Annotated in this window: 14 protein-coding genes; 8 read left to right on the top strand and 6 right to left on the bottom strand. The window is 34.7% G+C overall.

The features are described from left to right. Window positions 1-700: 700 nt before the first annotated feature. On the top strand, window positions 701-1,189 hold the full coding sequence (locus tag AC1Z3T_RS17610) for a pyridoxamine 5'-phosphate oxidase family protein (RefSeq protein ID WP_139421237.1): 489 nt from the start codon (window positions 701-703) through the stop codon (window positions 1,187-1,189). Between the two features lie 43 nt (window positions 1,190-1,232). On the opposite strand, the gene AC1Z3T_RS17605 is transcribed toward AC1Z3T_RS17610, so the two are convergent. Both AC1Z3T_RS17605 and AC1Z3T_RS17600 read right to left on the bottom strand, forming a co-directional pair. Continuing rightward, on the bottom strand, window positions 1,233-1,700 hold the full coding sequence (locus tag AC1Z3T_RS17605; RefSeq protein WP_042089834.1) for a BLUF domain-containing protein: 468 nt from the start codon (window positions 1,698-1,700) through the stop codon (window positions 1,233-1,235). A 39-nt stretch (window positions 1,701-1,739) separates the two neighbouring features. Next, window positions 1,740-2,189 carry a BLUF domain-containing protein gene (locus tag AC1Z3T_RS17600; protein WP_058968331.1) on the bottom strand — a complete coding sequence of 150 codons (450 nt, stop codon included), beginning with the start codon at window positions 2,187-2,189 and terminating at the stop codon, window positions 1,740-1,742. Between the two features lie 1,034 nt (window positions 2,190-3,223). Between AC1Z3T_RS17600 and AC1Z3T_RS17595 the strand changes: the two genes are divergently transcribed. The 3 genes from AC1Z3T_RS17595 (at window position 3,224) to AC1Z3T_RS17585 (ending at window position 4,973) form a co-directional block, all read left to right on the top strand. Then, window positions 3,224-3,382 carry a DUF1328 domain-containing protein gene (locus AC1Z3T_RS17595; RefSeq protein ID WP_004831314.1) on the top strand — a complete coding sequence of 53 codons (159 nt, stop codon included), beginning with the start codon at window positions 3,224-3,226 and terminating at the stop codon, window positions 3,380-3,382. Between the two features lie 102 nt (window positions 3,383-3,484). Then, complete coding sequence (locus tag AC1Z3T_RS17590; protein ID WP_004831313.1) at window positions 3,485-3,754, top strand: hypothetical protein; 270 nt, start codon at window positions 3,485-3,487, stop codon at window positions 3,752-3,754. Window positions 3,755-4,409: 655 nt separating this feature from the next. Then, window positions 4,410-4,973: a TetR/AcrR family transcriptional regulator gene (locus AC1Z3T_RS17585; protein WP_151713728.1), complete on the top strand. Its 564-nt coding sequence runs from the start codon at window positions 4,410-4,412 to the stop codon at window positions 4,971-4,973. A 23-nt stretch (window positions 4,974-4,996) separates the two neighbouring features. Here the strand turns inward: AC1Z3T_RS17585 and AC1Z3T_RS17580 are convergent, their stop codons facing one another. Further along, window positions 4,997-6,214 carry a multidrug effflux MFS transporter gene (locus tag AC1Z3T_RS17580; protein WP_483396826.1) on the bottom strand — a complete coding sequence of 406 codons (1,218 nt, stop codon included), beginning with the start codon at window positions 6,212-6,214 and terminating at the stop codon, window positions 4,997-4,999. Window positions 6,215-7,015: 801 nt separating this feature from the next. Further along, window positions 7,016-7,834 carry a sulfite exporter TauE/SafE family protein gene (locus tag AC1Z3T_RS17575; RefSeq protein WP_252048365.1) on the bottom strand — a complete coding sequence of 273 codons (819 nt, stop codon included), beginning with the start codon at window positions 7,832-7,834 and terminating at the stop codon, window positions 7,016-7,018. A 95-nt stretch (window positions 7,835-7,929) separates the two neighbouring features. Between AC1Z3T_RS17575 and AC1Z3T_RS17570 the strand changes: the two genes are divergently transcribed. Further along, window positions 7,930-8,703, top strand: coding sequence for an AraC family transcriptional regulator (locus AC1Z3T_RS17570; protein WP_262468838.1), 774 nt, complete (start codon window positions 7,930-7,932; stop codon window positions 8,701-8,703). A gap of 155 nt (window positions 8,704-8,858) precedes the next feature. Here AC1Z3T_RS17570 and proP read toward each other — a convergent pair whose 3' ends face one another. After that, entirely contained in the window at window positions 8,859-10,340 is a 1,482-nt protein-coding gene (gene proP / locus AC1Z3T_RS17565) for a glycine betaine/L-proline transporter ProP (protein ID WP_100884928.1), read from the bottom strand. 440 nt (window positions 10,341-10,780) lie between these two features. Between proP and AC1Z3T_RS17560 the strand changes: the two genes are divergently transcribed. The 3 genes from AC1Z3T_RS17560 to AC1Z3T_RS17550 all read left to right on the top strand — a co-directional run bounded on the left by AC1Z3T_RS17560 (window position 10,781) and on the right by AC1Z3T_RS17550 (window position 12,793). Beyond that, window positions 10,781-11,389, top strand: coding sequence for a TetR/AcrR family transcriptional regulator (locus AC1Z3T_RS17560; protein ID WP_004831307.1), 609 nt, complete (start codon window positions 10,781-10,783; stop codon window positions 11,387-11,389). Window positions 11,390-11,393: 4 nt separating this feature from the next. Continuing rightward, window positions 11,394-12,371: a zinc-binding dehydrogenase gene (locus AC1Z3T_RS17555; protein ID WP_042089851.1), complete on the top strand. Its 978-nt coding sequence runs from the start codon at window positions 11,394-11,396 to the stop codon at window positions 12,369-12,371. A gap of 65 nt (window positions 12,372-12,436) precedes the next feature. Next, window positions 12,437-12,793 (top strand): DUF1304 domain-containing protein, encoded by a 357-nt coding sequence (locus AC1Z3T_RS17550; RefSeq protein ID WP_483396824.1) that lies wholly within the window; start codon window positions 12,437-12,439, stop codon window positions 12,791-12,793. Between the two features lie 89 nt (window positions 12,794-12,882). Here the strand turns inward: AC1Z3T_RS17550 and AC1Z3T_RS17545 are convergent, their stop codons facing one another. Further along, complete coding sequence (locus tag AC1Z3T_RS17545) at window positions 12,883-13,323, bottom strand: MarR family winged helix-turn-helix transcriptional regulator (RefSeq protein WP_009583934.1); 441 nt, start codon at window positions 13,321-13,323, stop codon at window positions 12,883-12,885. Between the last annotated feature and the right edge of the window lie 76 nt (window positions 13,324-13,399).

Raw genomic sequence — 13,399 nt, 5'->3', positions numbered from 1 at the left:
TAATCTGTGATGCTTTAGCTATTTTGTCAAAGCTACTGAGTAATCAGAGTTTTTAAACTAAACTTACATATTCGGCTTCTTTTATAACTCCTTTTTAATACTATAAATCAACATAAGTTCCGACCTTTATCCTATTGGCGGCACAACTTTCAATACCTCTTTAATTCGATGAACATGATCATTTTAAGATTTATGAAAGATAAATATTAAAAAATAAAATAAAAAATATTAATTGAAAAAATAAATTACATAATTTTAATAAATAAAAATATTAAGCTGAATCTGATTTAGGTTATAGTTTGAATTATTTTAAATTTAGAGAATATGCCATTGTGTATTTATGAAATTGTACTTCAAGATGAGAAATTTCAGTTACACAAACTTGTTAAGGTTAAGGACACTATTTATAATCCCATTCATAAAAATGAATCATTCATGTGGTTTTGGATTTATTCGGATACATCTGAATTTTTTTATTTTGATTTATGGAATGAATTGGATCATGCAGAAATAGGTCAATATATTAGATATAAAAAAAATATTTTTAAAGTTGTGAGTATTAATAATAACAAAAAGATAAATTATTCATAAATCATGATCTTTAACTATCATGATTAAACATTTAATAAACATAAAGGAACTGTTTTGTTTTGCGGGTTGGTAGATATTTAAGATTCAAGTTTATAAAGGGAATATCAACGTGGAAAATTTAAATCAAGATTATGAACAGATTAATGCATTAATAAAAGATATTCGATTTGTGATGGTCACATTTATCACTGAAGAAGGGCATTTACATTCAGTGCCTATGACCACACAAAACACTGATTTTAATGGTGTCGTGTGGTTTATTGGCGCTAAAAACTCAGAATTAGTTAAAAATATAGCAACTCGTCAGCAGGTTAATCTCGGGTATAGTCATATTTCAAATAATGATTACATATCAATTAACGCTATTGCAGCGTGTGTGCATGATCCAGAGATTCTTGAGCAATTATGGTCACCAGCCTATGAAGCATTTTTTGAGCAAGGGAAAAATGATCCCAATATCCAATTGATTCGTGTCGTTTGTAATGGGGCGCAATATTGGAAAGGTAATGGGAAGTTGGTGACCTTATTCAAACTCGCTAAAGCTTCTATCACTGGTGAAACTGAGCAACTGGGTAGCAGCCAATCTGTGAAGCTTTAAATGCTTGGTAGATTAGACGAACGAACGTTCGTCTAATCTAAGTTTATAGAAAAGTTGATACGCCACGTTGATTTAGCCCCACCTTTTTACGCATACGAGTTTGCTTTTCGCTCAGAAGTTCTTTTAAGAATATATCTAAATTATCTTCATTGAGCGCAGTTGGCGTGAATAACTCATATCCCATTTGATTGAAAAATATATCAATTTTTGAACACTTCTGAACATACTTCATTGACCAGTTCTTAAAGTAAATTTTGTCAATTTGCATGATTTTGAACTCAACAATATCGTGATGTCTAAGGTCATTCTTTATCTGCTGAAATAACGTTTGAACGATCGCTTTATCACCTTCAAGACACTGAAAGAAGTAATTATTGGCATAATATAAAACACCAAAAATTTGATTGTTGCTATTAAACTCCCTAGCAGTGTTTAAGATATTATTCAGATCTTCAAGTAAATCAGAAGTCAATTGATTGCGAGAACTCGCATAACACAATCGAATTAACATATGCGTTTTCTTAAGTCATTTTGAGAAGAAAACATTGGATCACTCATTGACATCAAAGTTATAAGGTTCAACATCATACTCTCCAGCTAAAAGATCAATAAAAGAAGGAATCGTCTCGCTTGAGAGAAGAAAGGGATTAAAATCATCCCGGTGATTTTCTATAAAAAAGTCTCCAAGCCTTTTGTTGACTGGAGCAAATTTCATATTCCAATGTTTAAATAATCCAATGTCACATTTTTCATAGTATAAAATTTCACAATTTTGATGACGTTGGTCTTTCAAAATTTGATTGTAAAAAAGATCATCTACTTTACTTTTACGTCCTTCTAAACATTGAACAAAATATCCATGCCCATAGTAAAGAACGCCTGTAATTTCATTACGAGAATTAAAATCCACAGCTGAATTCAAAATCTCTATGAGATCATTTTTGATATCAGGATGAATACTCGTAGCTTTACTTGCATATAAAACTCTCACAAATTCCATTGATAGTCTTCCATCATAAAATTTACTCCGAACTCGGTGCTAACGCTTTAATTTTATTAATAAGCTTTATGTTCTCACATAGGAAGATTAGTACTGATGATTACCATACAGGGTTTCTAAATTGAAAGCGAACATATTGGAAGAATTTATTAAAAAATATGAAATGTAACGTTTTTTTATTGCTGTTTGAGTGATTTGTTAAGTTAAATCGTTGAATATTTATTTTGTTAAAAATAAGATTTTGAAAATAAAAGTAAAATTTTAATTTTTATTAAAATAAATTGATTAAAAAATATACAAATGTAAGATATTTCTCACAATCATGTAAGCTATGGATTATACCGCCTGTTTTTCATTTATTTATACTGCCTACATACACCACAAGTGTTCATTATTATAAAGCTGAATAATTATTTAAGTTGTTTGTCGCTAACACTTAAATTAAAAAGCATTTATTAAATTAATGAACATAATAAAAATTGTTGTGTATTGGGGTAGCCCTCCTCCTTAGCCGGTTTACTAAGGAGGAGGGGTTTTTCTAAGCTATAAAATATGAGGGAATGAAATGTTAATTTTAAAAAATTTATTTATTTTTGTTGTCTCAATATTCGCTATTTCCTTGCTTATTATTATTTTTGATAGATTGGGAATGAACAAGTATGTAAATTTATTTACAGCAGCGCTACTTTATGGCGCGTTTATTACTATTTATTTTCAAAAAATATTTTTAAGCTTATCTTTCTTTTTTGGGTTTTATACCCTGTTATTCATGATTAGTTATTCGATTGATGTATTAGTCATGCTATTCATTTCATGTGCTGTATTATTTTCAATTAAATTTGTCATGCCTAAATTGAAGAATGCAGAGATTGATCACATTTTTAGTTTTAATAAGTTATATAAAAAATGATTCTTTGAAAATTATTTTTTATATAAAAGTATTGAAGAGTTAAATGCCGATATAAACATGTATTGGTATCAAGTTCTTTAAATATTAATGTGAAAGTAAAAGATTAATTTATGGAGTAATACATATGTTTCGTTGGGCAATCATTTTTGCAGTCATTGCACTTGTGGCAAGTTTACTTGGATTTGGCGGTGTAGCTGGGCTTTCTAAAGACTTTGCAGTTATTCTTTTAGTTGTAGCGGTCATACTGACCATTATTGGTTTTATTTCTAGAGGAAAAATGTAAGTGCTTTCTTCAATTTCAATAGAGTCTTGCTGGCTCTATTGACGATTGGTGGGAATGCTAAAAAATTATCGAATGCATTGAATATTAAACATTGGATCAATTATGAAAAATATCAACTATTCATATGTTTTAGAACAGATTTATAACTTTCTGTTGCTTACACCTGATTTCAAAAGTAAGACTAATTTTGAAAAAGTTGTTGAATATTTCAAAGTGCTTAATCAAGGTGTAGATGATGATTTTATTTTCGAAATTCCTGATAAAGTTGTTGGTCAATTTGGAAATAAAAAAATGATCAATATTATCAATGCGCCTGAGATTGATCATAAGAATAAATTTTTGGATTGGGTGGATCAGCAAATCAATGCATAGTGTTCTATAAGATTGCAGAAGGGGAATTGTTCCTCAAACGCTTTAATCTAATTTGCCAGTCAACTGATTGTCGAGTTAACCGTATGCCCCCCATTCCTACCAACTCAAAAAGTTAACCTAAAACACTCATTTTATGGACATGATGTTTAAACAAATAAGTACGATAAAATCATATTGATACAATAGACTCATCATCGACGCACTGAGTATAAATAACGGATTATACATAGATATGAATTTCATAAAGTCTCGTGCTCAAGATCATTATTTTTATAAATTTTAGTTATGAAGAAATGTTGAAATCAAAGTTAAATTTTATTAATATCGTAGTTGCGATAGATTCTCATCTATCCTTTCGCGAAAAAAAGTTGGCAGCCCGGAAAGACGGGCACTATTTTTACCTGCAAGTTTTTATGCCAATTTACAAAATGAGGTTAAATCATCTTTAAACTTAATTTTGATTTGATATCGGCTAAATAACTCATCAAAAGACCAATATCACACCGAGATATAATAAGAATATAACCATTTGAATTGATTTTATTTTTTAAAATTATATAAACTTTTGTCATTTGACTGCATCAATGGGTAGGCTTGGGTTGCATTTGCTTTACATGCTATCATTCAACGATTTGCAATAAAGGTTTTTGTTTTCGTGACTGCTATCAAAATTCAAAAAGCTGCCTTGGAACGTTTTGCAAAGCAAGGGTTTAGTGCAACTTCGATGAACGAAATTGCAACGGATGTCGGTATAAAAAAGCCATCAATTTATGCGCATTTTAAAAATAAAGATGATTTGTATTTAAGTTTAATTCCCATCATGGTTGAGCATGAACTGAATTATGCAAAACAAATATTGATCGGTGGCGAGGAAGTATTTCAACAATTCAATCTGTATTTGAGTAGTATTGATCAGCGATTTGATCAATCATTTGATGTGCAATTTTGGGTCAATGCTTTGCTGAATCCACCAAAACATATTTATGCTGAGGTAATCGAACCCATGCACTTATTTATGGAACATTTAGAGCAAATTTTTATGCAGGCTCTGAAAGATCTACCTGAAAATCAGTTAGATCATGTGACTTTGGCTCGAATGTATATGAGTTTTGTGGATGCCTTACAGAGTGAATTAATTTATGGTGGTAAACAAAAATACCAACTTCGTTTAACCGCAATACTCAATGTATTGGATGTATTGAAAAACACCTGTAAATAAACGAGTGTTTTTCAATAGTTCAATCAAGTGGTTTTTTCATATTTACTCATTTTGTTTGCATAAATGCTAAGTGCGAACATCAACAAACCGCAGAGCAGGAGTGTAATAGGTAAAACTGAAATGTGCTCAGGCATCAGACTGGCAAGGAATCCAATCATTGCCCCTAAGGCATATTGTATTAATCCCATAAATGACGATGCGACTCCTGTTAAATGGCGCTCTGCTTGTTGCATTGCCAAAGCGGTCAAATTTCCAAATAAGAAGCCTGTTGACCAAATCGCTAAGCCTAAGGTCAAAATATATTCTATTAATGTCGGCTGTCCAAACAAGCTACTGAGGCATAACCCTATACTGGCAATTGAAAAAATACTCAAACCCAATTTTAATATTTTATAAGCAGACCAAAACTGATTCAGCAGCCAAATTGAAATTTGCCCTGTAACGATAAAGCAGAAGGCGTTAAATGCGAAAAGATAGCTAAAGTGACTGCTATTGAGCTGATAATGCTGAATAAAAATATAGGGAGAGTTGCTAATATAAAAGAAGAATCCGCCAAATAAAAAGCCACTTGCAAGGGTAAAGTATAGATAAGCGTGATTGCTGCAGATCGAACGATAACTGTTGAATATATTTTTAAAATCCAATGCTTGTCTTTTTTCAGGAGCGCAAGTTTCAGGCAATGATCGGATACTCCAAAGCAGTAGAATCGTGCCTAGACCGGCTAAAGTATAAAATATGATCTGCCATGAGTTATGCTGAATTAAATAGCTGCCGACAATGGGTGCAACGATAGGTGCCACCATCATGACTTGCATTAAAATTGAAAAATTCTTTGCGGCTTCCTGTTCATTACAAAGATCGCTGATAATCGCACGTGGTGTAACCAAACCTGCTGCAGCACCTAGCGCTTGTAAAAAACGAGCCGTCAACAAAAGTTCCAATGAGCTTGCAAAACTTGCAATCAATGAACCGATGATAAAGATCAATACGCCAATGATTAAAGGTAATTTGCGTCCAAAACGCTCTAATAAGGGACCATAAATACCTTGACCAATGGCTAAACCAACTAAAAATATGGATAAAGTTTGCTGCATTTCATTCAGATTGACACTGAGACTTTTGGCAATTTCAGGAAATGCAGGTAAATAAATATCGATCGCTAACGCATCTAGTGCAGTCAGCATCGCAAGCAGCACAATAAGAGCAAAACCAATTTTTTGATGGCGTATATTTGGATTCATAATGATTGATCTGTGAAATTACCTAACGTTAGGTAGGTTAATTAATTTATTTTAACTTTTCAAGCTGAAGTTTGCTCTTTATTCATTGAAATAATGCCATTTTAGTTGTGTGGAAACAGGGGATAGTGGTGAAATTTTCTATTATCATAATGATATTGCTGATTTTTTGAATGACTGAATTATCAATATTATCAATGTCTATTCCATTATTTGCGCCATTGTCTATGGAGTAGAATGCTACTTATTAGAGCTCTTGCGTTAGTCAAAATTTGAGCAGCTGTGATCTTTGTTATATAGTCAATCTGTTGAAAAATTCATACAGTAGAATATCATTTCTCTTGATCAATAAAATTAAAGCGATCAATATATTGTTTGATGATATAAAGCTTGCATTGCCACGCTTTAGCTCTAAAGTTTAAATTGTTTTGCGTAGGCGATACTCTACTTTTCAGAGATGAAAAGTAACAAAAATCTTCCGTTGAGCGAGGGGTACATCCTCATACCCCCGCTCAACATGGCGACATCCATGTCGCCTCGTGATAGCAAGACTGTTTATGATTCAAAAGTACAAAATAAATGAATCATCCAAATCCCTTGTATGAATAATCAGGCGGTTTGACTATATAAGGTATTGCATATAGCTAAATGCCCAAAAACCTACTTTCGCAAGAGGTCTATTGTTTTTTATAGCATCGTTTAAGTGTGATTACTCTTAAGTTGATGAAGATCCTAATTTATTCAGGATCTTATCAGTTGAAAATGCGGATTTTGATTTAAGAACGAGCAGACAAACTTATCTCATTAAGTCAGTAAAATACTGAATAGGACCAAAGTTAACAAGACAATATAACCGCGTTCATGGGCTGTATTGGATAATTTACTTGACAAACCAAGGGTGAGTTTCATCCCTATAAAACCTCCAAGGATTAAACATATTAATGCTGGATAATAGAAATATCCCCAAAAATGTATCCCTAAGTGAGGTGGTTGTATCCATTGAGTTATAATTAAGGTTAAGCAACCCGCAAGTGCAACAGGCATACTGAGAGGATTAGCCAGAGCGACAGCGCTAGACATATCTAAGCCACAACGGCGAAATAAAGGAACGGTCATCACACTTCCGCCAACACCGAGTGCAGCTGCAATACCACCTATGAATATGCCACCCAGACGCTGTTCTTTGGCGTTTAAGACACGTGTAGAAATTTGCTGAAATTGCTGTGATTTGAGTTGTCGTGAGAGACAGTCCAGAATTGTCATTGATAAATAGACTACAAATGCCCATTTTAAATAAATAGGTGATATATAGAGCGATAAAAAAGTCCCGATTACTGCACCTATCCCTATCCAATAGGCAATCGGGAAAAGATATTTTCGCTGTATATTGCCTCGTTTGAACTGTTGATATGAGGCAAGCCCAGAGTTGATGATCATCAATAGTAAGGAAGTTGCAACAGCACTCTTGAACGCCATCGTATACGCCAATGAACCAGATACTTCATGCACGCGAATGGTGGAATAGACCAATGGAACGACGACGAAACCGCCTGCAAAACCAAATAAAATGGTAAGTATACCGCTAAGAATGCCTGCACCCAGTAGAATAAAATAGAGTTCCATAATCAGAATCTTAAAAAATAATTCAGATTTTAGAGCTTTATAAAATAGGCAAGTTTGTTATATTCAGCTTTCAATTACTTAATTCAGACATGTGTATGAAGCAAATTTCTATTCATAGTATTGAGCATCTAGAGCATAAAATCATTGCCATTGAAACCCAATATGCTGAATTTTATAGACTTGCACAACATAGTCATCAACGTGCCCAACTGCTGTATGGCGCAGAAGGTGTGATGCATGTTGAAACACCTCAAGGCAATTGGATTATTCCGCCTGAAAGAGCAGTATGGATTCCCCCAGAAGTTCCACATCAGCTGACTTTGTTTAATGTGAAAACATGTAGTATCTATATACGTCCTGAATATTTACCTCGTCCTTCAACACAATGTGAAGTCTTGGCAATTTCTCCTCTACTGAGACAGCTACTTTTAAAAGCGCCCCAACTTAATCCACCTTTCTGCAAACGTGATGAATTGATTTTTGATTTGATTTTAAGTGAGCTTGAATTGTCTGAGGTGATCGATTTACATTTAGCCTTACCTGAAAACCCAGCGATGCTGAAGATTTGTAGAGCATTTATTCAGCGCCCGAATATCCACTTTTCTCCTGAAGACTTTGCTGCACAACTTTGTGTCAGTGAACGTCATTTTAGTCGACTATTCAAAACTGAAACGGGGATGTCCTTTTCTAAATGGCGACAACATGCGTGCGTATTGTTAAGCTTAGAAAGGCTGATTCGACAGCATTCAATTCAACAGATTGCTTATGATTTTGGTTTTAAAAATCCTGCTGCATTTAGCACTATGTTTCATCGTGTTTTGGGAATGAGCCCAAGTCGATATATTCAGCGTGATGATTTTGCAAATTAGGATGTAATAATATTTCAAAAAAATGACGTTGAGAAAATTGAATGTACTATGAAACTGGCTACTTTAAAATATTTGAATAGACAGTTTCATTTGTTCATTGAGTATCTTATGTGCCACTCTACGAAAGTGTTTTGCGTTACAAATTAATTCCTAAACTAATCTATATCAGGATGTTGTTTTGCAAGATGATCACGCTTTTCTTGTAACTCCTCGATTTTTTCATCAATTTTTTCGATTTTTTGCTCGATATTGTCATGATACTGTTCCAACAGTTCTTCAGCCTCTTCCATATCCACAGCCATTGGTTTTGCACCTTTTAGTGGTAAGTTTGCAGTTTCTTTAAGATAAATTGCAGTAATCACACCAAAACAACCGCAAACCACAAGATAATAAGCTGGGATCATAATATTCTGTGTAGTTTCCACCAAGGTCGCTGTAATCGTTGGCGTTAAACCGGCAATGACCACCGAAATATTAAAAGCAATTGCAAGTGCGCTATAACGAATCTCTGTCGGGAAAAGTGCAGGCAGGGTTGAAGCCATGATACCAATCAGCATATTCAATGAAAGTGCCAACATCAACAGACCTAAGAAGATCAAATAAACATTGTTGGTTGCGAGCAATAAGAAGGCAGGGTATGACAAGACAATCAGTGCAATACTGCCTGCGAAAACAAAGGGGCGACGACCTATTTTATCACTGAGCATACCAACAAAGGGTTGTACAAACAGCATCCCAACCATGACTGCGATAATAATCAGAACACCATGATTCTCAGAGTAGCCTAAGTTGTGTGAAAAATAACTCGGTAAATAGGTCAAGAGCATGTAGTAAGTGACGTTGGTACACAGCACTAATCCCACACAGACCAATAAACTACGTTGGTGATCTCGTAAAATTTGTTTAAAACCGACTTTTTGTGGTTTCTTGAGCTGTGATTGCGCTTCGGAATGTGCTTGAAAGGTCGGTGTTTCATCTAAGGAGTGACGTAGATATAAGCCAATCAATCCTAAAGGAAGTGCTAAGTAGAAGGGAATTCGCCAGCCCCAATCGACAAAGGCTGCTTCACCTACGGCAAAACTGATCATTGAGACTACACCAGCCCCAACGACAAAACCTAAAATAGACCCAAAATCAAGCCAACTACCCATAAAGCCACGTTTTCGGTCAGGTGAATATTCGGCAACAAAGATTGCTGCACCCGCATATTCTCCACCAACTGAAAAGCCTTGTGCAATTTTTACTATCAGTAATAAGATCGGTGCCCAAATTCCAATACTCTCATATGATGGAATTAATCCAATACCAAAAGTACTGACCGACATGATAATAATGGTAATTGCCAGAATTTTTTGACGACCATATTTATCCCCTAAAAAACCAAAGAACAATCCACCCAAAGGGCGAAATATAAAGGGAATTGAAAAGGTCGCTAAAGCAGCGATCATTTGTATACTGGGTGAAGAATTAGGAAAAAAAACCTTACCTAATACATAAGCCACATATCCATAAACACCAAAATCAAACCATTCAATCGCATTTCCTAAAGCTGCTGCTTTAATGGCTTTTTTTGTCTTATCATAATCAATAATCTCGACATCATCGATTTCTAGGGGTTTGATTTTTCTTTTATACATATATGCTTAATCCTGATTTATGACTCTGTTTTACAGTTTTCACTAAAAAAACATAATCAAAAGATAAAATATGGAGAGGTACGATTAAAACATCGTTCATAAACACATCCAGATCACTGGATGCTTAGAAAATTAATAAATATCAATTGATTATAATTTTAGGTTTTTTGTTGAGTTTATGTGTTGGCTAATCATGAATAAAGTGTATAAAAAATGCTGTCATTGTGTAATAAATTTAATGTTTAAAAAACAGTCTAAAATGTATAGAAGTAATACTGACCAGCAGAAGAGGAAAGTGAATTTGTCAGTTTAAAACTAAAAATTAAATAAATATCATGTAATTAGTTATGAATTAACTATTTGTACCGATTAAAAATTGCAATACTACACCACAAATAAATCCACTAGACGACTGGTCTATTACTGGTTATAGTGTAGTCATGAAAAGATCAGATAAAAGTGAAGCAACTCGACAATATATTCTCAACACCAGTTATAAATTAGTGTTACATAAGGGTTTTGTTGGAGTGGGCTTACAGGAAATTTTAAAGACTTGTGACGTTCCGAAAGGATCGTTTTATCATTATTTTGCCTCCAAAGAGGCATTTGGATGCGAGCTTTTAAAGCAATATCTCGCTAATTATAAAGTCAAAATAGATGAGCTTATGCAGATAGAACAGGGCAATGCATATGCGCGTTTAGTGGCACTTTGGCAAGCATGGATTGATGACCCAAGCCATGATGATGGTGGTTGGGCTGAAAACTGTTTAATTGTAAAACTTGCAGCTGAGGTCTCAGATTTATCTGAGGATATGCGTCAAATTTTAAATTTTGGTGTAAGTAAGCTGACACAACGTATTACGAATTTACTTCGTGAAGGGCAACAAGATGGTTCAATTCCAATAGATATTGAACCTGAAAAAATGGCACAAACCATGTATCAGCTCTGGTTGGGTGCAGCCTTATTGGCAAGACTCGCACAAGATAAACAACCGCTTTATCTTGCATTGGAAACAACACAGCAATTACTAAAACCATTAAAGGATTGAACAAATGCAAAGTATTATCCATCGTAATTTTGGCGAACCAGTTGATGTATTAGAGTCAGCGGAAATGCCTAAACCTGAACCGAAAGCAGGTGAAGTTCGTATTAAAATGATTTTATCACCCATCCATAATCATGATGTATGGACGGTAAGAGGTAATTATGGCTACAAGCCTACACTTCCAGCAATTGGAGGAAGTGAAGGGGTTGGCGTCATTGATGCTTTGGGGGAGGGTGTAGAGCAAGTATCGCTGGGACAACGTGTTGCTGTTGCAGCTGTACATGGCAGTTGGGCGGAGTATTTTATTGCACCCGCACATGGTGTGGTTCCATTAGTAGATACAATTGACGATGAAACAGCGGCTCAATTGATTGGTATGCCGATCAGCGCATTGATGCTGCTAGATTTTATAGATCTTCAAAAAGATCATTGGTTGATTCAAAATACTGCCAATGGTGCTGTAGGCAAAACAGTTGCCATGATTGCACAGGCTCGTGGTCAAAAAGTCATTCACTTGGTTCGCCGTAGTGAAGCTATTGCAGAAATGAATGCTTTGGGTATTGAAAACGTTGTTGCTACAGATCAGGCAGATTGGAAACAACAAGTCAAAGCAATCCATGCAGATCAGCCTTTGATGGCTGGGGTAGATTCAATTGGTGGTAAAGCCAGTGGTGAAATGTTGGCTCTACTCAGTGAAAATAGTGTCTTGGTTTCTTTCGGAAGTATGACTGGGGAGCTGATGCAGATCTCTTCTGGTGATTTGATTTTTAAACAGGCTGTAGTGAAAGGTTTTTGGGCAAGTGTAGTGAATAAGCAGTTGTCTAAAGAACGTAAAAAAGCTTTGATTGTTGAATTATTGACGCTTGCCGCTCAGAAAAAATTAGTACTCCCAGTTGAAGGCATATTCAGTTTTGATCAAATTAAACAAGCTGCAGCGAAAGCCACTCAAGGCGCGCGTCAAGGTAAAGTACTCTTAAAGCCATAAACGTATCTGACATAGATCGGCAGTAGTGCTGATCTATCACCATATTTAAAAATAAGGAAAAAAACATGGTTGGACAAATTTTAGTCGGTTTGATTGCACTGTTGCATGTGTATATTCTCGTGTTAGAAATGTTTTTATGGGATAAGTCTTATGGTTTAAAAGCATTTGGGAACACGCTGGAAAAAGCACAATTGACTAAGGTGTTGGCGCAAAATCAAGGTCTGTATAATGGTTTTCTTGCTGCTGGTTTATTTTGGTCTTTATGTGCACCTGAAATCTATGCAACTGCGTTGGCGAATTTCTTTCTCGCTTGTGTATTGGTAGCAGGTATTTATGGTGGACTGACTGCCAGTAAAAAAATTATTTATATACAAGCAATCCCAGCGCTATTGGCATTGCTTGCGGTAAATTTCCATATATAAAATGAGAGCCATGCTCCCATTTTAATTTTATTGAGAATAAAATGATTCAGCATCTAGATCAAAAGGGGGGAGCTATACTTTGATGTTGGCTATTTAAAATGCAATTCTTCAAAATTTTCCCCCATTTGAATGAGTGCATTTTTAAGCCATTCAATCTGGTCATCATTAAAAGATGCTGTACCTACAGATTCAAATTCAGCAGCAACAGGCATAAGTTTCTCAATCAGCAAGTGACCTTGTTCTGTTAGATCAATATGTACCATACGAGCGTTTTCTTCTAATCGGATACTAGAAACTAAACCTCTATTTTTCATTGATTTGATCAATCTAGATAGGGTGGAAAGTTCTACAGTCACCATATTACTTAAATCGCCAAGACTTTGTTTGCCTTCTTGTCTTAAAACTGCCATGACCCGATACATCGGTAAAGTCACCTTATATTCAAGCAGTCTTTCTGAAAAAATTTCTCCCATACGAACACCGACACGATTTAGCAAGTAGGGTAATGAAGTGGTAAATCTATAGTTCATAAATTTCATTCAATTCTTTTCTTTATTTCTATCATACACCATACAAATGTTTTAAATAAAACATTTGTATGTCCAA

This window comes from Acinetobacter sp. B-6 (assembly GCF_056930735.1).
The sequence above is the reverse complement of the archived record's forward strand: the minus strand, read 5'-3'. Positions and strand labels throughout refer to the sequence as shown.

Excerpts from the sequence above, each read along its gene's own strand:
- AC1Z3T_RS17605 (WP_042089834.1), bottom strand. The coding sequence starts at position 1,700 with ATGTTAATTCGATTGTGTTATGCGAGTTCTCGCAATCAATTGACTTCT.
- AC1Z3T_RS17600 (WP_058968331.1), bottom strand. The coding sequence starts at position 2,189 with ATGGAATTTGTGAGAGTTTTATATGCAAGTAAAGCTACGAGTATTCAT.
- AC1Z3T_RS17595 (WP_004831314.1), top strand. The coding sequence starts at position 3,224 with ATGTTTCGTTGGGCAATCATTTTTGCAGTCATTGCACTTGTGGCAAGT.
- AC1Z3T_RS17590 (WP_004831313.1), top strand. The coding sequence starts at position 3,485 with ATGAAAAATATCAACTATTCATATGTTTTAGAACAGATTTATAACTTT.
- AC1Z3T_RS17580 (WP_483396826.1), bottom strand. The coding sequence starts at position 6,214 with ATGAATCCAAATATACGCCATCAAAAAATTGGTTTTGCTCTTATTGTG.
- AC1Z3T_RS17575 (WP_252048365.1), bottom strand. The coding sequence starts at position 7,834 with ATGGAACTCTATTTTATTCTACTGGGTGCAGGCATTCTTAGCGGTATA.
- AC1Z3T_RS17570 (WP_262468838.1), top strand. The coding sequence starts at position 7,930 with ATGAAGCAAATTTCTATTCATAGTATTGAGCATCTAGAGCATAAAATC.
- proP (WP_100884928.1), bottom strand. The coding sequence starts at position 10,340 with ATGTATAAAAGAAAAATCAAACCCCTAGAAATCGATGATGTCGAGATT.
- AC1Z3T_RS17560 (WP_004831307.1), top strand. The coding sequence starts at position 10,781 with ATGAAAAGATCAGATAAAAGTGAAGCAACTCGACAATATATTCTCAAC.
- AC1Z3T_RS17555 (WP_042089851.1), top strand. The coding sequence starts at position 11,394 with ATGCAAAGTATTATCCATCGTAATTTTGGCGAACCAGTTGATGTATTA.
- AC1Z3T_RS17550 (WP_483396824.1), top strand. The coding sequence starts at position 12,437 with ATGGTTGGACAAATTTTAGTCGGTTTGATTGCACTGTTGCATGTGTAT.
- AC1Z3T_RS17545 (WP_009583934.1), bottom strand. The coding sequence starts at position 13,323 with ATGAACTATAGATTTACCACTTCATTACCCTACTTGCTAAATCGTGTC.